Source organism: Pseudomonas sp. PDM27 (assembly GCF_019219205.1).
GTDB lineage: Bacteria > Pseudomonadota > Gammaproteobacteria > Pseudomonadales > Pseudomonadaceae > Aquipseudomonas > Aquipseudomonas laurylsulfatiphila.
On sequence record NZ_JAHUWF010000004.1, the window covers coordinates 245,454 to 264,515 of the forward strand.

Genomic DNA, 19,062 nt, shown 5'->3' on the forward strand with positions numbered 1-19,062 from the left:
ACATGAACGATGATGACTCTCCCACCCGACCCCCACGATACCGAGCGTGATCAACCGCGCGGCGACCGTGCACATTTTCTCCAGGTCTTTCTCTCCCAGCGTTCGCAAATGGAAGCGCTGGTGAGTCGGCGTGTCGGTTGCAGGGCGACGGCGGCGGATCTGGTTCAGGACTTGTTCCTGCGGTTCTGGCGGCGGCCGCTGGTGCAAGTCGAGGAACTCAGTACCTATCTGTTGCGCTGCGCCGGCAACATCGCCATCGATCATTTGCGCAGTGAAGGCACACGGGTGCGGGCCAGCGAAGGCATGCTGGTGGAATCACCGGACAGCCATGGCAGCGGACCGCAAGCGGCGCTGGAGGCGGGCAACGATCTGCGCCACGTCGAAACCGCATTGCGCGCGTTACCGCAGCGCACGCGGCAGATATTTCTGCTCAATCGCATTCACGGCCGTAAATACGCCGAGATCGCCAAGGCCATGGGCTTGTCCCAAAGTGCCGTGGAAAAACATATGATGCGCGCCCTCGAAGCCTGCAAGGCCAGCCTTCGGGAACCCGAACCGCGTACGCCAGGGAAAGCACCGTGAACCACTTCGAACGCGTCACCCCGACGCCCGCTCAGGAACAGCAAGCGCTGGCCTGGCTGAGACTGTTGCATGACCAGCCCAGCAGTGCTGATCAGGCGACTTTCAGTCATTGGTTGCAGGCCGATCCCGCCCATGCCGAGGCCTATGCCCGGGCGCAGGTCTTGTGGGAGCTGAGCGAAGGACCGGCGCGCATGCTCGCCGATGAAGAGGCCCTGGCCTTGCAGAGGTATCTCAACGCCATGGACAAGCCTCGGCGCAGCACGGTCGGGCGTTGGTCCGGTGCGCTGGCGATGGCGGCGTGTCTGCTGTTGATGGTCAGTCTCGGTACAGGCTGGCAGCCCTCGCGCTGGATCGATGACCTGGGTGCGGACTTCGTCTCGGCACCGGGGGAAATCCGCACCGTCACCTTGGCCGATCAGTCGCAGGTGACACTGGATGCCGACAGTGCCATCGCCGTGGATTTCAGTCGCGGCGAGCGGCATGTGCAACTGCGTCGCGGCGCCGGGTTTTTCAGCGTTACTCACACCGGTGAGCCGTTTGTGGTGGACGCCGAGAAAGGCCAGGCACGGGTGCTGGGTACGCAGTTTGAAGTCCGTTTGCAGCCTCGGGGGGCGCAGGTCACGGTGCTGTCCGGGCGAGTCGGGGTGACGGCGGACCAGGACGCCGAACAGCAAATTCTCACCGCCGGCCAGCAAGTCGCCTACGGCGAGGGCTCGGCGCAAATGCTCCACGCGGTGGACAGCGAGGCGCAGTTGGCCTGGCGCCAGGGCTGGCTGAATTACTACAAGGCGACGCTGGCCGATGTGGTGCGAGATCTGGGGCGCTATTACCCGGGACGGATCGTGTTGCTCAACGATGAACTGGCGGCACGCCGGGTCAGTGGCAGCTTCCCGAGCAGGAACCCGCAGGCGGTGTTGAGTTCGTTGCAGGGGGTGTTGGGGTTTGAGCAGCATCAGGTGTTGGGGCATCTGATTATTTTGCGTTGAAGCTGGCGCCCTCTTCGCGGGCAAGCCCGCTCCCACAGGTTTTGAGTCGACCACCACATTGGGGGACAACATAGAACCCTGTGGGAGCGGGCTTGCCCGCGAAGGGGCCAGTTCAAACACTGCATCACCCTGAGTAAAAATATTGTCAAATTGTGATGAGGTAAACCCCAGCGCCATCCGTGTAGTGACTGAAACTGCGAGTCATTCGCATCCGTTGCGGTTCTACACAGGTCATGAGTCATGAAGTCCAGGGCAAAATCGGGTTCGGTCAAACAATGGTTGGGTGTGTCTGCGTTGAGCTTTTCGGCATCGGCGTTGTGGCCGCTTGGCCTGGCGCTGGCCGCAGAGTCAGGCAGCAGTCAGCCGCTAGCGCAGTTCAGTTTCTCGCTGGCCGCCAAACCGCTGCCCCAGGCCCTGAGTGATTTCAGCCGGGTAACCGGCATCAGCGTCGTCTACACCGATGAAGCGCCGTACGGCCTCAATGCGCCGGCGGTCAATGGCCAGATGAGCGCCGAACAGGCTTTGCAACGTCTGCTCACCGGCTCGGGATTGACGTTCCGCCGCACCGACGGCCATACCATGGCGCTGGAGCCGCGGCCGACTGAAGGTGCGTTGAACCTGGGCGCGACCACCATCACCTCGGTGATGGATGAGTCCATGAGCTACCAGCCACCACCGACCTCTTCGGTGATGCGCTCTTCGGCCCCGATTCAGGACATCCCGCAGACCATCAATGTCGTCCCGGCCCAGGTGATCCGCGACCAGGCGCCGCGCTATCTCGATGACGCCCTGGCCAACGTCAGCGGTATCACCCAGGCCAATACCCTGGGCAGCACCCAGGACTCGGTGATGGTTCGCGGTTTTGGCGACAACCGTAATGGCTCGATCATGCGCGACGGCATGCCGATCGTGCAGGGCCGCGGCCTCAACGCCAGCGTGGACCGGGTCGAAGTGCTCAAGGGCCCGGCCTCGTTGCTCTATGGCATCCAGGATCCGGGCGGTGTGGTCAACATGGTCAGCAAGAAGCCTGAACTTGAGCAGTACAACGCGCTGACCGCGCGCGGTTCGAGCTATGACGATGGCAAGAACGGCAGCGGCGGCACGCTCGACAGCACCGGCGCCCTCGGCGATTCCGGGCTGGCCTACCGCATGGTGCTGGACTACGAAGACGAAGATTACTGGCGCAACTTCGGCGTGCATCGCGAAAGCCTGATTGCGCCGTCGCTGGCCTGGTACGGCGAAAGCACCAAGCTGCTGTTCGCCTATGAGCACCGCGAATTCCTCACGCCGTTCGACCGCGGCACGCTGATCGACCCACGGACCAACCACCCGCTGGACATCTCGCGCAACGAGCGTCTCGACGAGCCGTTCAACAACATGGAAGGGCGTTCGGATCTCTATCATTTCGAGGCTGATCACGAACTCAATGACAACTGGAAAGCCCATTTCGGCTACAGCTGGAACCGCGAAACCTACGACGCCAGCCAGGTGCGCGTGACCGCCATCGACACCAGGAAGGGCACCCTGACCCGCAGCATGGACGGCACGCAGAACGCGATCAGCACCGACCGATTCACCACCGCCAGCCTCGAAGGCAACGTGAATGTGCTCGGCCTGCAGCACGACCTGCTGTTCGGCATCGACGACGAATACCGCAAGATCTATCGCGAAGACCTGATCCGCCAGAAAAGCCGTACCAACTTCAGCTACGTGAACCCGATCTATGGCCAGGAAGTAGCGGGCACCACCGTCAGCGCTCCCGACAGTGCGCAGACCGATGAGCTGCGCAGCGATTCGGCCTTCCTGCAGGATTTCATCCACCTCAACGAGCAATGGATTCTGGTGGCCGGCGCGCGTTTCCAGATGTACGACCAGTACGCCGGCAAAGGCGTGCCGTTCCACGCCAACACCGACAGCAACGGGCAGAAATGGGTGCCGCGCGCGGGGCTTGTGTACAAGTACACCGATGCCTTGTCGTTCTACGGCAGCTACACAGAATCGTTCAAACCCAACTCGACCATCGCACCGTTGAGCGGCAGCAGTACCGTGCTTGACGGCGGCATCGCGCCGGAAGAAGCCAAGGCCTGGGAGTTGGGGGCCAAGCTTGATCTGCCGGGCCGCGTCACCGGCAACATCGCGTTGTTCGACATCAAGAAGCGCAATGTGCTGGTGGCCAACGCCGAAGGCCCGACCACGATCTACAGCGCCGCCGGCGAAGTGCGTTCCCGTGGCCTGGAAGTGGACTTGAGCGGGCAGCTCACCGATCGCTGGAGCATGATCGGCAGCTACGCCTACACCGATGCCGAAGTCACCGAAGACCCGGTTTACAAGGGTACTCAACTGCAAAACGTGGCGAAGAACAGCGGCTCGTTGTCGGCGGTTTATGATTTCGGCAGCGTTATTGGCGCTGATCAACTGCGGGTCGGCGCCGGGGCGCGTTATGTGGGGGAGCGCGCGGGCAACGCGGTGAACGATTTCGACCTGCCGAGCTACACCGTGGCCGACGCGTTTGCCACCTACGACACCCAGGTCGACGGGCAGAGGGTCAAGTTGCAGCTCAACGTGAAGAACCTGTTCGACCGCACCTACTACACCTCGGCGGCGAGCCGGTTCTTTGTTTCCATGGGGGATTCGCGGCAGGTGACGTTGTCCAGCACCCTGGAGTTTTAATGTAGGAGCTGCCGAAGGCTGCGATCTTTTGATCTTGCCGTAGCGGGTTAAAAGATCGCAGCCTGCGGCAGCTCCTACAGGGGGATCGCAATGCTCTAGCGCAAAAACGCCTGTCGATACTCGCCGGGTGTTGCGCCCAATGCCTGGCGAAAGCGGTTGGTGAAGTGGCTGGCACTGGAGAAGCCGCAAGCCAGCGCAATCTCCCCCAGTGGTTGCGAGGTCGTGCGCAGCAATTCCCGCGCCCGGTTCAGGCGTCGCGCCAGCAGGTACTGGTGGGGCGGCAAGCCGAAGCTTTCGCGGAACATCCGCGCGAAGTGGTACTCCGACAACGCGCACAAAGCCGCCAATTGACCCAGGCTGATGGCCTGGTCCAGATGGCTGTCGATGTACTCCACCAGATGCCGGCGCTGATGCGCGGCCAATCCACCTTTAAGGCGCAGGCCTTGTCGGGCGTTGACCTGGCTGAGCAGGGCATGGCTGAGCAGTTCGTGGGCCAGGCTGCTGGTCAGCAGGCGCTCGCCCGGCTCGTCCCAGTTCAAGCGGATCAACTGCCGAAAGCGCAGCGCCTGCTGCGGGTCATCGAGAAAGGTCTGCTCGCGCAGCTGCATTTCCCGTGGCTCGCGATCAAGCAGGGTGACGCAGCCGAGGGCAAATTGTTCGGGGCTGAAATACAGGTGTGCAAGACGGATGTCGCCGTTGATCACCCAGCCTGACTGGTGGTCGGCCGGCAGGATGCACAGTTTGTCCGGGCCGCCCTTGTTGCCGGGCTGACCGCGACGGAAGGTGCCGGTGCCGCCAGCTATGTAACAGGACAACGTGTGGTGGCTGGGCGCCTCGTATTCCCGGGCGTCGTGGTGATTGCTCCACAAGGCGGCAGACATGCCGTCACCCAGCTCGGCGCTGTGCTCCAGACGAGCATTCGGCGAGCTGTTGAGGGCTTGAAAGACTTGTAGGGTATCCAGTGCAGCCATGATCGTTGCTCTCTAACACCAGCATCCAACGCCCTGCATCCTACTCCGTAGACGTGCGCCTGCCAGCCTGTCGCCAGACAAAAGCGCAAGTTTATGCAAGTACCCCAAGGCGTGACGCCGGACACTGGGCGCCTATCGAGGAGCCTTTGCCATGAACCTTTCTTTGTACCTGCTGACCGTGCTGATCTGGGGCACCACCTGGATTGCCTTGAAATGGCAACTGGGCGTGGTGGCGATTCCCGTGTCGATCGTCTATCGCTTCGGCCTCGCCGCGCTGGTGCTGTTCGTGATCCTGCTGCTCAGTCGGCGCCTGCAAGTGATGAACCGTCGCGGGCATTTGATTTGCCTGGCTCAGGGCCTGTGCCTGTTCTGCGTCAACTTCATGTGTTTCCTCACCGCGAGCCAGTGGATCCCCAGCGGTCTGGTGGCCGTCGTGTTTTCCACCGCCACCCTGTGGAACGCCCTCAACGCGCGAGTGTTCTTCGGCCAAAGAATCGCCCGCAACGTGCTGATGGGCGGTGCGTTGGGCCTGCTTGGGCTGGGCCTGTTGTTCTGGCCGGAACTGGCCGGGCATACCGCCAGCCCGGAAACCTTGCTCGGCCTTGGTCTGGCTTTGTGCGGCACCTTGTGTTTCTCGGCGGGCAACATGCTTTCAAGCCTGCAACAGAAGGCCGGTCTCAAGCCGCTGACCACCAATGCCTGGGGCATGGCCTACGGGGCGGCGATGCTCTCGGTGTGGTGCCTGGTCAAAGGCATTCCCTTCGACATTGAAATGAGCGCGCGTTACATCGGCTCACTGTTGTACCTGGTGATTCCCGGGTCGGTCATCGGTTTCACTGCCTACCTCACACTGGTCGGCCGCATGGGGCCTGAGCGGGCGGCGTACTGCACAGTGTTGTTTCCGGTGGTGGCGCTCAACGTGTCGGCGTTCGCCGAGGGTTATCAGTGGACGGTGCCGGCACTGTTGGGGCTGGTGTTGGTGATGTCGGGCAACGTACTGGTATTTCGTAAACCCAAAGTGCCGTTGATGCAGGGAACTGGCAAGTTAGCGTGATTCAGCAGAGGCGGGCGAGAGTGGCGGCTCTCCGCTCTCGATCGGCAGTACAATATAGATCAGGGATAACATTATGAAGTCAACGGCTTGCCGACCCCAGTCCCTGTAGTTCCATTTTTTTGATTCGTCCATATTGAACCATTCGATACCGATGGCCTGAAAACAAACGTAATATATAAATATAGCAATCAGTAACCCGATAACTGCAAATTTTTTTGCTTCGTGGAACGCTTCCTTGCTGGTGTTTATGTTTTTGTAAAGATAGTAGGCTCCTATTGTGCAGAGGAGTGTAAACATGATTTCAAGTGTGATGAGCAACCAAAAGATCCGATGATGAAGCATGGGCGATGTGATGGCTCTATTACTGTACTTGAGTTGATTCAGGGTCGTGTCCATGCTCAGTATATGTGCGAGGTATTCGTAGTTTGTGGAGTAATCGGCGAAATTGTTGTAAGTCGTCAATAACCCGAAAAAGCTGATAAATAGCACAATCGAGGCTTTGCTGATTCTAATGATCTGGTCGGTGTTGAGTGAGTTCAAGACTTTTCTCCGTTATTATCAAGGAAGGTTTCCTTTTAAGTAACGGATCTTAGCGGATGGTTCTATTGCTGGGTGATGTGCTGAATTGCAAAGTGTGTATTAGTTGAATTCAAGTTTGTTTTAATCGAACTTCTGAAGGCAAAGGGCAGGCGCTTGTATCACCTGCCCGTTTTGCGTCAGCCCTTCCAGACTTGCGGGTTTACCAGGTCCTGCGGGCGCTCCCCCAACAGGGCGCTGCGCAAGTTGGCCAGGGCACGGTTGGCCATGGCATCGCGGGTCTCATGGGTGGCCGAGCCGATGTGCGGCAAGGTCACGGCGTTGTTCAGCTGGAACAGTGGTGACTCGGCCAGCGGTTCTTTTTCGTACACGTCCAGCCCGGCACCACGAATGCGCTTGTTTTGCAGCGCTTCGATCAGCGCCGGTTCATCCACCACCGGGCCACGGGAGATGTTCACCAGTATCGCACTCGGCTTCATCAGCGCCAGTTCGCGATGGCTGATCAGGTGCCTGGTTTTTTCGCTGAGCGGTACCACCAGGCAGACGAAATCAGCTTCGGCCAGCAACTGATCGAGGCTGCGAAACTGCGCGCCGAGTTCCTGTTCCAGCCCGGTCTTGCGACTGTTGCCGCTGTAGATGACCGGCATGTTGAACCCCAGGCGACCACGTCGGGCGATGGCCGCACCGATATTGCCCATGCCGACGATGCCCAGGGTCTTGCCATGCACATCGCAACCGAACAACGGCGCACCGACAGTGGCCTGCCATTGCCCGGCCTTGGTCCAGGCATCCAGTTCAGCAACGCGACGCGCGCTGCTCATCAACAGCGCGAACGCCAGGTCGGCGGTGCTTTCGGTGAGCACATCCGGCGTGTTGGTCAGCATGATTCCGCGTTCGTTGAAGTAGGCCAGGTCATAGTTGTCGTAGCCCACCGAGACGCTGGACACCACTTCCAGGCTGGCGGCGTTTTCCAATTGGGCGCGGCCGAGTTTGCGACCAACGCCGATCAGGCCGTGGGCATGGGGCAGGGCTTCGTTGAACTGGGCGTTGATATCGCCGTTTTTCGGATTCGGCACGATGACGTCGAAATCCTGTTGCAGGCGTTCGACCATTGCCGGAGTGACGCGGCTGAAGGCCAGGACAGTCTTTTTCATGAGAGGCGGGCTCGTCGGGCGGTGAAGAATGCTTAGCAAGCTACAAGTTTCACGCGGCAAGCTGCAAGTTTAAAAGTCGACCTCATCGCTTTTAACTTGAAGCTTGTCGCTTGAAGCTTGTCGCTGCCGTTCCGTTATACTGCCCTCTTTCGCGGCTCACTCACCGGGCCCGACAATTCATGCATCACCCGGAGCTTTCATGACTTCCCCGAAACAACCGCCGGTCGCCGACACCCAGAGCGACGTGCAGGCAGAGCTGCCAGACAGCGTCGACTCCAGCGCCGACAGCGAAACCAAAGCCGAAATCCCGGCATTCAAGTTCCCGTTCAAGCCGGGCGAACTGGCGGCAGCCAAGGGCTCGAACCAGCCGTGGTACAAGAACGGCGCCAAGAACGGCCACACCAAGACGCCGGGCATGGCGCCGCCGGGGACTCGCCGGTCGATGGGCAAGCGCTGAAATTCCAGTGCCTGGCCTGCCGTCATCGCGAGCAGGCTCGCTCCCACAGTGAATCTGTGTCGTACACAAATTCCATGTTCACTGAAGATCCCTTTTGGGAGCGAGCCTGCTCGCGATGGGGCCATTGCCGGTAGCCCAAGTTTTTGATCAAACTGCCCGCAACGAAATGTGCGCCACTCAATTGGCCTTGGCGGTCGGGCGGATGGAGTCCCATTCGGTGACGTACGCGGTTTTGCTCTTTTTGTTGTAGAGGCACAGCTCGGTGCCTTGTGCACCTTTCATGTGCTTTTGCGGGTACTGGCCCTGGAGCAGGAGCGCGGTATAGCCAACCCGGTCATCGAACTGCGCGGCGTTGCCCACGGGTTTGGTGTCTTTCAGGCCGCTGGCCTTGGTGCAACTGGCAAGTACGGCCTTGTCGTAGGCGGCCCAGGCATCGGGGCTGGAGGCGTGGGCCTGAGAGGCGAGGGCGGTGAGGCAGAGAATAGTCAGGGTGGCTGCTTTCATGGTTCAGGCGTCCTTGGGGCAGTGGCCGAAAGGTGAGTATGCCTGAAGATTTGGCGCAGATTATGTGGGCCTCATCGCGAGCAGGCTCGCTCCCACAGTGACCGAGTGTGGCCACAGATTGTGCGTACGACGGGTAACCTGTAGGAGCGAGCTTGCTCGCGATTGCGGCGTATCAGTCTGGAACCGGCTCCCGGCGAACGGCACGCATCCCGACACTTTCATACAATCGCCGCGCCCGGTGGTTGTCTTCCAGCACCTTCAAGTCCACACATCCTTCGCGCCGTTGCTGGAACACCTTGAACGCCTGCAACAACAAGGCACGCCCCAAGCCCCGGCCCTGGAATCGCGGGTGCACCACCAGGTTCTTGATGTAGGCGCTGGTCCAGCACTGGCACACGCCAACAATGCCTTCGGCATCCCGGGCGATGAAGCACAGCGCCGGGTCATATTCCGGGTCGTTTTCAAACTGCCATTGCCACATGTCCAGCGCTGCCACGCGACCGCCACCTTCGAGGTAACCGAATTCCATCAACCGGTGCACGGCTGCGCCGATTTCGGGATGGTATTCGCTCAGTTGCAGGCCGGCTGGCCAATCGGGTGACGGCACGACTTCAGTGAGGTCGCGCCGCATCAGCCAGCAAAAGTCCTCGGCCAAGGCTCAGTAACCCTGTTCAGCGACAGCCTTGGCCGCAGTGATCAGGCACTGGGTCAACTCCGGCGAAGAGAACTTGGTGAGCACCGCGTTCGCCCCCGCCAGTCGGGCTTTCTCGGCGTTCATCGCACTGTCCAGCGACGTGTGCAGCAAGACATATAGATGCGCGAAGTCCGGGGTTTCCCGCAGGGTGCGGGTGAAGGCGTAGCCGTCCATCTCGGACATTTCGATGTCCGAGACGATCAGGTTGATCTGCTGCGCGGTGCCTTGCAGGTCCAGCAGGCAGTCAATGGCTTCCTTGGCGCTGCGGGCCGTATGGCATTGCAGACCAAGGTTTCGCAAGGTGTGCACCGATTGCTGCAAGGCGACCTGGCTGTCGTCGACCACCAGGATGCGCGCGTTGCCGAGCAGTTCGGCGTCTTCCATGCTCAGTTCGGTCGGCGCCATTTCGATTTGTGCCGGGGCGATGCCGTGGATGACTTTTTCGATGTCCAGTACCTGCACCAGGGTGCCATCGACTGACGTCACGCCGGTGATGTAGGCGCGCAAACCACCGGAGCCGAAGGGCGGCGGGCGGATGTCGGTGGTCAGGCAATGGACGATCTTGCTCACGGCCTGCACGTGCAGGCCCTGCTTGGAGCGGCTGACATCCGTGACGATCAGGCAGCCGCCGTTCGGGTCTTCCAGCGGACGCTCGCCAATGGCGCGGCTGAGGTCGATCACCGACAGCGATGCACCGCGCAGGGTGGCGATGCCTTTGACGTGGGGGTGTGACTCCGGCAGCCGGGTCAGCGGCGGGCAGGGAATGATCTCACTGACCTTGAGCAGGTTGATCGCCATCAGCTTGCCGCTGCGCAGGGTAAACAGCAGAAGCGAAAGTGAGTCTGCGCGGGCTTTGGTGGAGGACATATGAACCTTCTCTGGAAAAAGGTGACGGGCAATCCCGGGATCGCCATGACTTCGATGCCGGGTTATCGACTTGTCGGGGGCAGGCTTTAGCATTTCCGTTGAATGTCAGGCCGCCTTCGCGAGCAGGCTCGCTCCCACAGGGATTGTCGCTGCCTTTGTGGGAGCGAGCCTGCTCGCGAAGGGGCCATCACTTCATGCCGAGCCTTTTGGCCATTCGCCCCAGGTTCGCCCGATCCAAGCCTAGCTCACGGGCCGCGCTTGCCCAGTTGTTGTTGTGCCGTTCCAGGCAGGCACCGATCATTTGACGCTGATAACGCTCGGTGGCCTCACGCAAATCGCCGGTCGGCGCTTGGGTGACGGTGGCGACAGGCTGCTCGGCAGCGGTTTCAACGCTGGCGTTGGGCAAGTCCAGGTCGGCGGCGCTCAGGCTGAGAATCTTCGGCCGTTCCTTGCAATTACCCAGGGCTTTCAAGGCGCTGCGGCCGATCAAATGTTCAAGCTCGCGCACATTGCCGGGCCAGTCATAGGCCAATAGCGCGGCCTGGGCGTCGCTGCTCAGGCGCAGGCTGTTGAGGCCCATGCGCGAACGGTTCTGCTCGAGGAAGTAACCGCTGAGCAGCAGCACATCGCGCCCGCGATCGCGCAGGGCCGGCACCAGCAGCGGATAAACGCTGAGGCGATGGTAGAAGTCGGCACGGTAACGACCGCTGCGCACTTCCTCGGCGAGGTCACGGTTGGTCGCTGCGATCAGGCGCACGTCGACCTGATGCTCCTGGTCCGAGCCCAATCGCTGCAGCTGACCGCTCTGCAGCACCCGCAACAGCTTGGCCTGCACCGTCAACGACAGCTCACCGACCTCATCGAGAAACAGCGTGCCGCCATTGGCCAGCTCGAACTTGCCACGGCGGTCGTTCATCGCCCCGGTAAAGGCGCCGCGGACATGGCCGAACAACTCGCTTTCCACCAAGGTGTCGGGCAACGCGGCGCAGTTGAGGCTGATGATCGGTTTGTCGGCGCGGGGCGAGGCGGCATGGATGGCCTGGGCCACCAACTCCTTGCCGACCCCGGTTTCGCCAGTGATCAGCACGGTCAGGTCGCTGCCGCCGACCAGGCTGATTTCTTCGACCAGACGCTTGTGGGCCTTGCTTTGGCCAATCATCTCGCGATTTTGCTGGCCGCTCGCCTGGCGGTAGACCTCGGCGCGCTGATGCTCATCTTCGACCCGGTTGTTCAACCGCTCGATGCGTTCGGCGGCGTTGACCGTGGCGGCGGCCAGGCTGGCGAAAGCTTGCAGGGCATCCAGTTCGATCGGTTCGAAGCGCTCCGGATCGAGGGCATCGAGGGTCAGCAGGCCCCAGGGGCGCTCATCGATGAACAAGGGGCAACCCATGCAGTCGTGGACTTCCAGATGATCATCCAGGCCATCGACCAGACCGTCATAGGGATCAGGCAAGTCGCTGTCGGCAGCGAAACGGGTCGGGCCGGGGCTGCCGAGCAGCGCTGCGAAACGCGGGTGCTCACTGACCTTGAAGCGCCGACCGAGGGTGTCGGTACTCAAGCCGTCGACGGCCAGCGGCACCAGCCATTCGCCATCGAGGCGCAGCAGGGCGGCGGCATCGCACGGGAGCAGGGCGCGCATGGCCTCCAGCAGGCGGCGATAACGCTCGCCCTCGGGCAGTTCGCGGGACAGGTCGGAAACCAGGGGCAGCAAGGCGGTGAGCAGTGGTTTTGCAGTCATAGTGACTCCGTGTAGTCGGTATGACTATAAAGCAGGCAGTGTCTAAATGACTATTAAGTTATTAACTAATTGATTTTTAACGATTAAATAGTTGGCACGAAAGCTGATACGCATAGGGTAATCCGTTAGCAACCCAAGAAGACCAGGAGTCACCTTATGCTGAGCGCTCAAGACCGTGCCATCGTCAAATCCACCGTACCGCTGCTCGAAAGCGGTGGTGAGGCGCTGATCACGCACTTCTACCGCATGATGCTCTCCGAATACCCGCAAGTCCGCCCGCTGTTCAACCAGGCCCACCAGGCCAGCGGTGACCAGCCGCGAGCCTTGGCCAACGGCGTATTGATGTACGCGCGCCATATCGACCAGCTCGACCAGTTGGGCGACCTGGTGGCCAAGATCATCAACAAGCACGTGGCCCTGCAGATCCTGCCTGAGCACTATCCGATTGTCGGCAGCTGCCTGCTGCGGGCGATCGCCGAAGTACTGGGCGAAGAGATCGCCACCCCTGAAGTGATCGCGGCCTGGGGCGCGGCCTACGGCCAACTGGCGGACATCCTGATCGGTGCCGAAGCCAGCGTATATGACCAAAAAGAACAGGCCCACGGCGGCTGGCGCGGGGCGCGGGAATTCATCGTGGCAGGCAAGGTCCAGGAGAGCGCCGAGATCACTTCGTTCTACTTCGAACCGGCGGACAAAGGCCCGATCCTCGAGGCAGAACCCGGCCAGTACATCGGCATGAAACTGATCCTCGACGGTGAAGAGATCCGTCGTAACTACTCGCTGTCGGCGCTGGCGAACAAAGGCCAGTACCGCATCAGCGTCAAGCGTGAAGCCGGTGGTCGCGCGTCCAACTACCTGCATGACCAGATGCATGTCGGCGCCAGCATCCAGCTGTTCCCGCCATCGGGCGAGTTCACCCTGACTGCCAGCGACAAACCATTGGTGCTGATCAGCGGCGGCGTCGGCATCACCCCGACCCTGGCGATGCTCGAAGCGGCGCTGGAAACCCGGCGGCCGGTGCATTTCATCCACTGCGCGCGCAACGGCAGCGTGCATGCCTTCCGCGACTGGATCGACGGCCTGGCCGAGCGTCACCCGCAACTCAAGCGCTTCTACTGCTATTCCGAGGACGACGGCGTGAGCCCGGCGGCGCACAAGGTCGGTTTGTTGAGCCAGCAGCAGTTGAATGCATGGCTGCCGGAGCAGCGTGACCTGGATGTTTACTTCCTGGGGCCGAAAGGTTTCATGGCATCCATCAAGCGCCATCTCAAGGCACTGGGTGTGCCGGAGAAGCAAAGCCGCTATGAGTTCTTCGGGCCGGCAGCGGCGCTGGAGTAAAAGATCGCAGCCTTCGGCAGCTCCTACAGGATGCAATCCATTCCGATGTAGGAGCTGCCGGAGGCTGCGATCTTTTAAAAGTTAATCCCTCCTTAACCGCTTTGTCGTCTATTTCCCCCGAATCCCCCGGACATGCTCCAGACTCTCAAAGGTCCGGGCCAGCGTGTAGACTGGCGGGCACTCGAATCTTGAAGGGAAACGCGATGAGCGATGAATCCATGCGGTTGGGGCGTGAGCGGCGCTACCTGGTGTTGTTGGGCATCATTTGCCTGGCGTTGATCGGCGGCGCGCTGTACATGCAAATTGTCCTGGGCGAGGCGCCTTGCCCGCTGTGCATCCTGCAACGTTATGCGTTGCTGCTGATCGCGATCTTCGCCTTCATCGGCGCGGCCATGCGCAACCGTCGCAGCATCACGGTGTTCGAAACCCTGGTGGTGATCTGCGCGCTGGCAGGTGCAGGCGTTGCCGGGCATCACGTCTATACGCAGTTCTATCCGGCGGTCAGCTGTGGCATCGATGTGCTGCAACCGATTGTCGATGACTTGCCGCTGGCGAAGATCTTCCCACTGGGTTTCCAGGTCGATGGTTTCTGCTCCACGCCATACCCGCCGATCCTCGGTTTGTCGCTGGCGCAGTGGGCGCTGGTGGCTTTCGTATTGATCGTGGTACTGGTCCCGCTGTTGACGTCGCGTAACCGCAAAGCGCAGCGCTGAGGTCATCGGTCGCCACGCATTGTCGGACAAAAAAAGCCCCGTTCCTTGCACAGAGGAGCGGGGCTTCTTTTGTGTTGGGGAGCGCATTCCGAAGGCCTGGTAAAAAGACCCTGATGTGGGGCAGCCAAGGGTGCGACACATGTGCGACATGTTGTCACAGAGTCAGCGTCGCAGGGCGTTCATGGAAGCTGGATTGGCACATGGAATCGTAACGAAATTGGGCTGTTTTGCAGGCTCCCGGTTTTTTCCGTCCCGGACCCGAACAGGCAGTTTTAACAGGGGCTTACGATTGGCCAGAGCCCCCGTCATATCGGGCCTTTGGCACGGTAAAGGGCAGCAGGGAGGCCCCCGATACTGTCTGAACTGCGGGTGGAAGACCTACTTATTTTGGTGTTTTTGTTGAGAATCAATTTCGATAAGATGCGCCACTTTTGCGAAAATGGTGAATGATTGTTGCCGGTTCGGATAAAAATTATTTCGGGATGAGACATGGTTTATAAAACGCTACATATCTACAATCGCCCGCACTGAATTCCCGACGCTGCTCAAATCTTAACCAGGTGTGAGCAGGAACAGGGTGTCGAGAGGTCTGGTGGCTTCATGCGATGCCCAGGTGTCGGAGCCTCCAACTACCCGCACCAAATGGAATTGGTCTGTAACAAGGCCTTTGACCACGAATTCGAATAAGAACTCACCGCAGGCCCGGGATTTGTCGTACAGCGTCTGACGCACGACGGGCATGCCCTTATTCAATCCAAGAAAAATGCCAACCCTTGGCAGGGTGAAGTGTTGGCGATCAAAACCCAACTGCATTGCGCAAGCTGCTTTAGAGGTCGTGAGATGAGTAAAAACAGGTACCCCAGACTACTAGGCTTATTGCCGCTGATCGGCACGTTGTTGCTGTCAGGCTGCAACATGACCTTGCTCAATCCCAAGGGCCAGGTCGGTCTGGACGAGCGAAACCTGATCATCACCGCAACGCTGCTGATGCTGTTGGTCGTGGTTCCGGTCATCGTCATGACCTTCCTGTTCGCCTGGAAATACCGCGCGTCCAACACCAGCGCCACCTACACCCCGAAATGGAACCACTCCACCAAGATCGAGATCGCGGTGTGGGCCGTTCCAGTGCTGATCATCATTGCCCTGGGGTACGTCACCTACAAGTCGACCCACGCTCTGGACCCGTACAAGCCGCTGGAATCGGACGTCAAGCCGGTGACCATCGAAGTGGTCGCGCTGGACTGGAAGTGGCTGTTCATCTACCCGGAACAAGGCATCGCCACGGTCAACAAGATCGTGTTCCCGGCGCACACCCCGATCAACTTCCGCATTACCTCTGACGCCGTGATGAACTCGTTCTTCATCCCTGCGCTGGGTGGCCAGATCTACGCGATGGCGGGCATGCAGACCAAGCTGCACCTGATCGCCAACGAAAACGCTGAAATGGACGGTATCTCCGCCAACTACAGCGGCGCTGGTTTCACCGGCATGAAATTCAAAGCGATCGCAACTTCCCAGGAAGATTTCGACGCCTGGGTAAGTGAAGTCAAAAAGGCACCTAAACAGCTTGAACAAGCTGAATACGCAGCCCTTTCCAAGCAGAGCCAGAACAACCCAGTCGAGCTCTACTCCTCGGTGACGCCGAACCTGTTCCAGACCATCGTCGACAAGTACGAAGGCATGAAACCGGGTCCTAAGGTGCACCACGAGAAGAAAGAGAAAGAAGTGGCCGCTACGGACATGAACTCGCATTCAGCTGCCGGGGCAGAGGAGTAAACGATGTTTGGTAAATTAAGTTGGGAAGCGATCCCGTTCCACGAGCCGATCGTCATGGTGACCATCTCCATGATCGCGCTCGGTGGTCTGGCGTTGTTCGCTGCAATCACCTACTTCAAGAAGTGGACTTACCTGTGGACCGAGTGGCTGACGTCGGTCGACCACAAGAAAATCGGCGTGATGTACATCATCGTCGCCATGGTCATGCTGCTGCGCGGCTTTGCCGACGCCATCATGATGCGTACCCAGCTGGCCATGGCCACCGAGGGTTCGCCTGGCTACCTGCCACCTGAACACTATGACCAGATCTTCACCGCTCACGGTGTGATCATGATCATCTTCATGGCGATGCCATTCTTCACCGGCCTGATGAACCTTGCAGTGCCGCTGCAGATCGGCGCGCGTGACGTTGCCTTCCCGTTCCTGAACTCCCTGAGCTTCTGGCTGCTGGTTTCCGGCGTGGTGCTGATCAACCTGTCCCTGGGCGTCGGCGAATTCGCCAAGACCGGCTGGGTTGCCTATCCGCCGCTGTCGGGCCTGCAATACAGCCCTGGCGTGGGGATGGACTACTACATCTGGGCGCTACAGCTATCGGGCCTGGGTACGACACTGACGGGGGTCAACTTCCTGGCCACCGTGCTGAAAATGCGTACCCCTGGCATGAAGCTGATGGACATGCCGATCTTCACCTGGACCTGCACCTGGGCCAACGTCCTGATCGTGGCTTCGTTCCCGATCCTGACCGCTACCCTGGCGCTGCTGACGCTTGACCGTTACATGGATTTCCACATTTTCACCAATGAACTTGGTGGCAATCCGATGATGTACGTGAACCTGTTCTGGGCCTGGGGTCACCCTGAGGTGTACATCCTGATCCTGCCAGCGTTCGGTATCTTCTCCGAAGTCATCTCGACCTTCACCGGCAAGAAACTGTTCGGCCACCACTCGATGATCTACGCATCGGGCGCGATCTCGATCCTGGGCTTCATGGTTTGGCTGCACCACTTCTTCACCATGGGTTCGGGTGCCAGCGTCAACGCCTTCTTCGGTCTGGCGACGATGCTGATTTCCATCCCGACGGGTGTGAAGCTGTTCAACTGGCTGTTCACCATCTACCAGGGCCGTCTGCGTTTCACCAGCCAGGTGCTGTGGACCCTGGGCTTCATGGTGACCTTCGCCATCGGCGGCATGACCGGCGTACTGCTGGCCATCCCGGGTGCCGACTTCGTTCTGCACAACAGCCTGTTCGTGATCGCGCACTTCCACAACGTGATCATCGGCGGTGCGGTATTCGGTTACATCGCAGGTTTCGCGTTCTACTTCCCTAAAGCGTTCGGCTTCAAGCTGCACGAAGGCTGGGGCAAGGCTGCATTCTGGTTCTGGATCTCGGGCTTCTTCGTCGCGTTCATGCCGCTCTATGCACTGGGCTTCATGGGCATGACCCGTCGTCTGAACGCCACCACCAACCCTGAGTGGGTGCCGTACCTGTACGTCGCCATGTTCGGTGCGGTGATGATCGCCGTGGGTATCGCTTGCCAGCTGATCCAGCTGTACGTCAGCGTGCGTGACCGCAACAAGCCGGAAAACATGTGCGAACACGGCGACCCGTGGAATGCACACACCCTGGAATGGTCGACCTCGTCGCCACCTCCGTTCTACAACTTCGCTGTGCTGCCTAAAGCCGACGTTGTCGACCCGTTCACCGAAGCCAAGGAAAACGGCACCGCGTACAAGGTTCCGGCCAAGTACCAGCCGATCCACATGCCAAACAACACCGCGACCGGTGTGGTGATGGGCGCGCTGCTGACCGTGTTCGGTTTCGCGATGATCTGGCACATCTGGTGGCTGGCAATCGCGAGCCTGGCTGGCACCGTGATCTACTTCGTGATCCACGCGGCCCGTGATGATCAAGGCTATATGGTGCCGGTCGACGTGATCGAGCGCATCGAAGCCGAGCAGCACAAGCGTCTGGTTGCGGCAGGGAAAATCCCGGCCACCGCCACCCGTGTTGAAACCTCGTTGGAACAGGCTTAAACCATGTCGAACTTAGTGACCAATGCTGGACACACCCATGTCGATGGACATGGGCATGATGACCATCACCACGACTCGGGCGAGATGACCGTATACGGTTTCTGGCTCTACCTGATGACCGACTGCATTCTGTTTGCGTCGATCTTCGCGGCGTACGCGGTACTGGTTAACAACGTAGCGGGTGGCCCGTCGGGCCACGACATCTTCGAACTGCCATACGTACTGGGCGAAACCGCTCTGCTGCTGTTCAGTTCGATCACCTACGGCTTCGCCATGCTGGCGTTCTTCCGTGGCAACAAGAAGCAGGTCCTGGGCTGGCTGGCCATGACCTTCCTGTTCGGTGCCGGCTTCATCGGCATGGAGATCAACGAGTTCCACGTACTGATCTCCGAAGGCTACGGCCCTAGCCGTTCCGGCTTCCTGTCCGGGTTCTTCACCCTGGTCGGCACCCACGGTCTGCACGTGACCAGCGGTCTGATCTGGATGGCGATCATGATGTATCAGGTGCAGAAAAACGGCCTGACGGCGACCAACAAGACCCGTCTGAGCTGCCTGAGCCTGTTCTGGCACTTCCTGGACGTCGTGTGGATCTGCGTATTCACCGTTGTTTATCTGATGGGGACTATGTAAATGGCTAACGCAGCTCATTCCCACAATGGCCATGACAGCCACGATGCCGGTCACGGCAGCGTCAAGTCCTACGCCATCGGCTTCATCCTGTCGGTGATCCTGACCCTGATCCCGTTCGGTCTGGTGATGTACCCGACGCTGCCGAAGTCGATCACCCTGATGATCGTCGTCGCGTTCGCCGTCATCCAGGTGCTGGTGCACCTGGTGTACTTCCTGCACCTGGACCGTTCGGCCGCGCAGCGTAACAACGTGATTGCGTTTGTCTTCGCCGCGATCGTGATTGTCCTGCTGGTTGGCTTGTCGCTGTGGATCATGTTCAGCATCCACACGTTCATGATGGCGAAGTGAGGTAGATCC

At 59.9% G+C, this 19,062-nt stretch carries 19 protein-coding genes; 11 read left to right on the top strand and 8 right to left on the bottom strand.

The features are described from left to right. Positions 1–9 precede the first annotated feature (9 nt). The 3 genes from KW838_RS11295 (at position 10) to KW838_RS11305 (ending at position 4,238) form a co-directional block, all read left to right on the top strand. Complete coding sequence (locus tag KW838_RS11295) at positions 10–582, top strand: RNA polymerase sigma factor (RefSeq protein WP_218501102.1); 573 nt, start codon at positions 10–12, stop codon at positions 580–582. Next, complete coding sequence (locus KW838_RS11300; RefSeq protein ID WP_218501103.1) at positions 579–1,568, top strand: FecR family protein; 990 nt, start codon at positions 579–581, stop codon at positions 1,566–1,568. Before KW838_RS11295 ends, KW838_RS11300 begins: the two co-directional genes overlap by 4 nt. Positions 1,569–1,808: 240 nt before the next feature. After that, a complete protein-coding gene (locus tag KW838_RS11305; protein ID WP_218501104.1) occupies positions 1,809–4,238 on the top strand; it encodes a TonB-dependent receptor in 2,430 nt (809 codons plus the stop codon). A 95-nt stretch (positions 4,239–4,333) separates the two neighbouring features. Here the strand turns inward: KW838_RS11305 and KW838_RS11310 are convergent, their stop codons facing one another. After that, positions 4,334–5,209, bottom strand: coding sequence for a helix-turn-helix domain-containing protein (locus KW838_RS11310; RefSeq protein ID WP_218501105.1), 876 nt, complete (start codon positions 5,207–5,209; stop codon positions 4,334–4,336). A gap of 151 nt (positions 5,210–5,360) precedes the next feature. Between KW838_RS11310 and KW838_RS11315 the strand changes: the two genes are divergently transcribed. Further along, positions 5,361–6,263 (top strand): DMT family transporter, encoded by a 903-nt coding sequence (locus KW838_RS11315; protein ID WP_218501106.1) that lies wholly within the window; start codon positions 5,361–5,363, stop codon positions 6,261–6,263. Here the strand turns inward: KW838_RS11315 and KW838_RS11320 are convergent. Together KW838_RS11320 and KW838_RS11325 are read right to left on the bottom strand one after the other, a co-directional pair. Next, positions 6,255–6,803, bottom strand: coding sequence for a DUF2165 domain-containing protein (locus tag KW838_RS11320; protein WP_102701097.1), 549 nt, complete (start codon positions 6,801–6,803; stop codon positions 6,255–6,257). The genes KW838_RS11315 and KW838_RS11320 overlap by 9 nt on opposite strands. A gap of 176 nt (positions 6,804–6,979) precedes the next feature. After that, positions 6,980–7,954 carry a D-glycerate dehydrogenase gene (locus KW838_RS11325; protein ID WP_218501107.1) on the bottom strand — a complete coding sequence of 325 codons (975 nt, stop codon included), beginning with the start codon at positions 7,952–7,954 and terminating at the stop codon, positions 6,980–6,982. A gap of 199 nt (positions 7,955–8,153) precedes the next feature. Between KW838_RS11325 and KW838_RS11330 the strand changes: the two genes are divergently transcribed. Next, the gene (locus tag KW838_RS11330; protein WP_102701095.1) at positions 8,154–8,411 is read left to right on the top strand and encodes a hypothetical protein; all 258 of its coding nucleotides are present in this window, start codon (positions 8,154–8,156) and stop codon (positions 8,409–8,411) included. Between the two features lie 177 nt (positions 8,412–8,588). Here KW838_RS11330 and KW838_RS11335 read toward each other — a convergent pair whose 3' ends face one another. From KW838_RS11335 to norR, 4 genes are all read right to left on the bottom strand, one after another. Beyond that, positions 8,589–8,915 (bottom strand): hypothetical protein, encoded by a 327-nt coding sequence (locus tag KW838_RS11335; protein WP_102701094.1) that lies wholly within the window; start codon positions 8,913–8,915, stop codon positions 8,589–8,591. Positions 8,916–9,087: 172 nt separating this feature from the next. After that, positions 9,088–9,546, bottom strand: coding sequence for an N-acetyltransferase (locus tag KW838_RS11340; RefSeq protein WP_173900831.1), 459 nt, complete (start codon positions 9,544–9,546; stop codon positions 9,088–9,090). Between the two features lie 27 nt (positions 9,547–9,573). Beyond that, entirely contained in the window at positions 9,574–10,476 is a 903-nt protein-coding gene (locus KW838_RS11345) for a chemotaxis protein CheV (RefSeq protein ID WP_007970363.1), read from the bottom strand. A gap of 187 nt (positions 10,477–10,663) precedes the next feature. Next, entirely contained in the window at positions 10,664–12,214 is a 1,551-nt protein-coding gene (gene norR, locus KW838_RS11350) for a nitric oxide reductase transcriptional regulator NorR (protein WP_218501108.1), read from the bottom strand. Positions 12,215–12,370: 156 nt separating this feature from the next. Between norR and hmpA the strand changes: the two genes are divergently transcribed. Together hmpA and KW838_RS11360 are read left to right on the top strand one after the other, a co-directional pair. Next, positions 12,371–13,552, top strand: a complete 1,182-nt coding sequence (gene hmpA, locus KW838_RS11355) for an NO-inducible flavohemoprotein (RefSeq protein WP_218501109.1) — start codon at positions 12,371–12,373, stop codon at positions 13,550–13,552. Positions 13,553–13,755: 203 nt separating this feature from the next. Continuing rightward, positions 13,756–14,265 (top strand): disulfide bond formation protein B, encoded by a 510-nt coding sequence (locus KW838_RS11360; protein WP_218501110.1) that lies wholly within the window; start codon positions 13,756–13,758, stop codon positions 14,263–14,265. 552 nt (positions 14,266–14,817) lie between these two features. Here KW838_RS11360 and KW838_RS11365 read toward each other — a convergent pair. Beyond that, entirely contained in the window at positions 14,818–15,078 is a 261-nt protein-coding gene (locus KW838_RS11365) for a hypothetical protein (protein ID WP_007970369.1), read from the bottom strand. Positions 15,079–15,105: 27 nt separating this feature from the next. On the opposite strand from KW838_RS11365, the gene cyoA reads away from it, so the two are divergent. The 4 genes from cyoA to cyoD are packed head-to-tail and all read left to right on the top strand — an operon-like array spanning position 15,106 to position 19,053. After that, positions 15,106–16,041 (top strand): ubiquinol oxidase subunit II, encoded by a 936-nt coding sequence (cyoA, locus tag KW838_RS11370; RefSeq protein ID WP_102701090.1) that lies wholly within the window; start codon positions 15,106–15,108, stop codon positions 16,039–16,041. 3 nt (positions 16,042–16,044) lie between these two features. Then, complete coding sequence (gene cyoB, locus KW838_RS11375) at positions 16,045–18,075, top strand: cytochrome o ubiquinol oxidase subunit I (protein ID WP_218501111.1); 2,031 nt, start codon at positions 16,045–16,047, stop codon at positions 18,073–18,075. A gap of 3 nt (positions 18,076–18,078) precedes the next feature. Next, on the top strand, positions 18,079–18,705 hold the full coding sequence (locus KW838_RS11380; protein ID WP_102701088.1) for a cytochrome o ubiquinol oxidase subunit III: 627 nt from the start codon (positions 18,079–18,081) through the stop codon (positions 18,703–18,705). Then, the gene (cyoD, locus tag KW838_RS11385) at positions 18,706–19,053 is read left to right on the top strand and encodes a cytochrome o ubiquinol oxidase subunit IV (RefSeq protein WP_007970373.1); all 348 of its coding nucleotides are present in this window, start codon (positions 18,706–18,708) and stop codon (positions 19,051–19,053) included. The last annotated feature ends 9 nt before the right edge of the window (positions 19,054–19,062 follow it).

Coding starts and splice junctions, on each gene's coding strand:
- cyoB (WP_218501111.1), top strand. CDS start 16,045: ATGTTTGGTAAATTAAGTTGGGAAGCGATCCCGTTCCACGAGCCGATC.
- KW838_RS11365 (WP_007970369.1), bottom strand. CDS start 15,078: ATGCAGTTGGGTTTTGATCGCCAACACTTCACCCTGCCAAGGGTTGGC.
- KW838_RS11380 (WP_102701088.1), top strand. CDS start 18,079: ATGTCGAACTTAGTGACCAATGCTGGACACACCCATGTCGATGGACAT.
- KW838_RS11360 (WP_218501110.1), top strand. CDS start 13,756: ATGAGCGATGAATCCATGCGGTTGGGGCGTGAGCGGCGCTACCTGGTG.
- KW838_RS11330 (WP_102701095.1), top strand. CDS start 8,154: ATGACTTCCCCGAAACAACCGCCGGTCGCCGACACCCAGAGCGACGTG.
- norR (WP_218501108.1), bottom strand. CDS start 12,214: ATGACTGCAAAACCACTGCTCACCGCCTTGCTGCCCCTGGTTTCCGAC.
- cyoD (WP_007970373.1), top strand. CDS start 18,706: ATGGCTAACGCAGCTCATTCCCACAATGGCCATGACAGCCACGATGCC.
- KW838_RS11345 (WP_007970363.1), bottom strand. CDS start 10,476: ATGTCCTCCACCAAAGCCCGCGCAGACTCACTTTCGCTTCTGCTGTTT.
- KW838_RS11325 (WP_218501107.1), bottom strand. CDS start 7,954: ATGAAAAAGACTGTCCTGGCCTTCAGCCGCGTCACTCCGGCAATGGTC.
- KW838_RS11315 (WP_218501106.1), top strand. CDS start 5,361: ATGAACCTTTCTTTGTACCTGCTGACCGTGCTGATCTGGGGCACCACC.
- KW838_RS11305 (WP_218501104.1), top strand. CDS start 1,809: ATGAAGTCCAGGGCAAAATCGGGTTCGGTCAAACAATGGTTGGGTGTG.
- KW838_RS11295 (WP_218501102.1), top strand. CDS start 10: ATGATGACTCTCCCACCCGACCCCCACGATACCGAGCGTGATCAACCG.
- KW838_RS11340 (WP_173900831.1), bottom strand. CDS start 9,546: ATGCGGCGCGACCTCACTGAAGTCGTGCCGTCACCCGATTGGCCAGCC.
- KW838_RS11335 (WP_102701094.1), bottom strand. CDS start 8,915: ATGAAAGCAGCCACCCTGACTATTCTCTGCCTCACCGCCCTCGCCTCT.
- KW838_RS11310 (WP_218501105.1), bottom strand. CDS start 5,209: ATGGCTGCACTGGATACCCTACAAGTCTTTCAAGCCCTCAACAGCTCG.
- hmpA (WP_218501109.1), top strand. CDS start 12,371: ATGCTGAGCGCTCAAGACCGTGCCATCGTCAAATCCACCGTACCGCTG.
- cyoA (WP_102701090.1), top strand. CDS start 15,106: ATGAGTAAAAACAGGTACCCCAGACTACTAGGCTTATTGCCGCTGATC.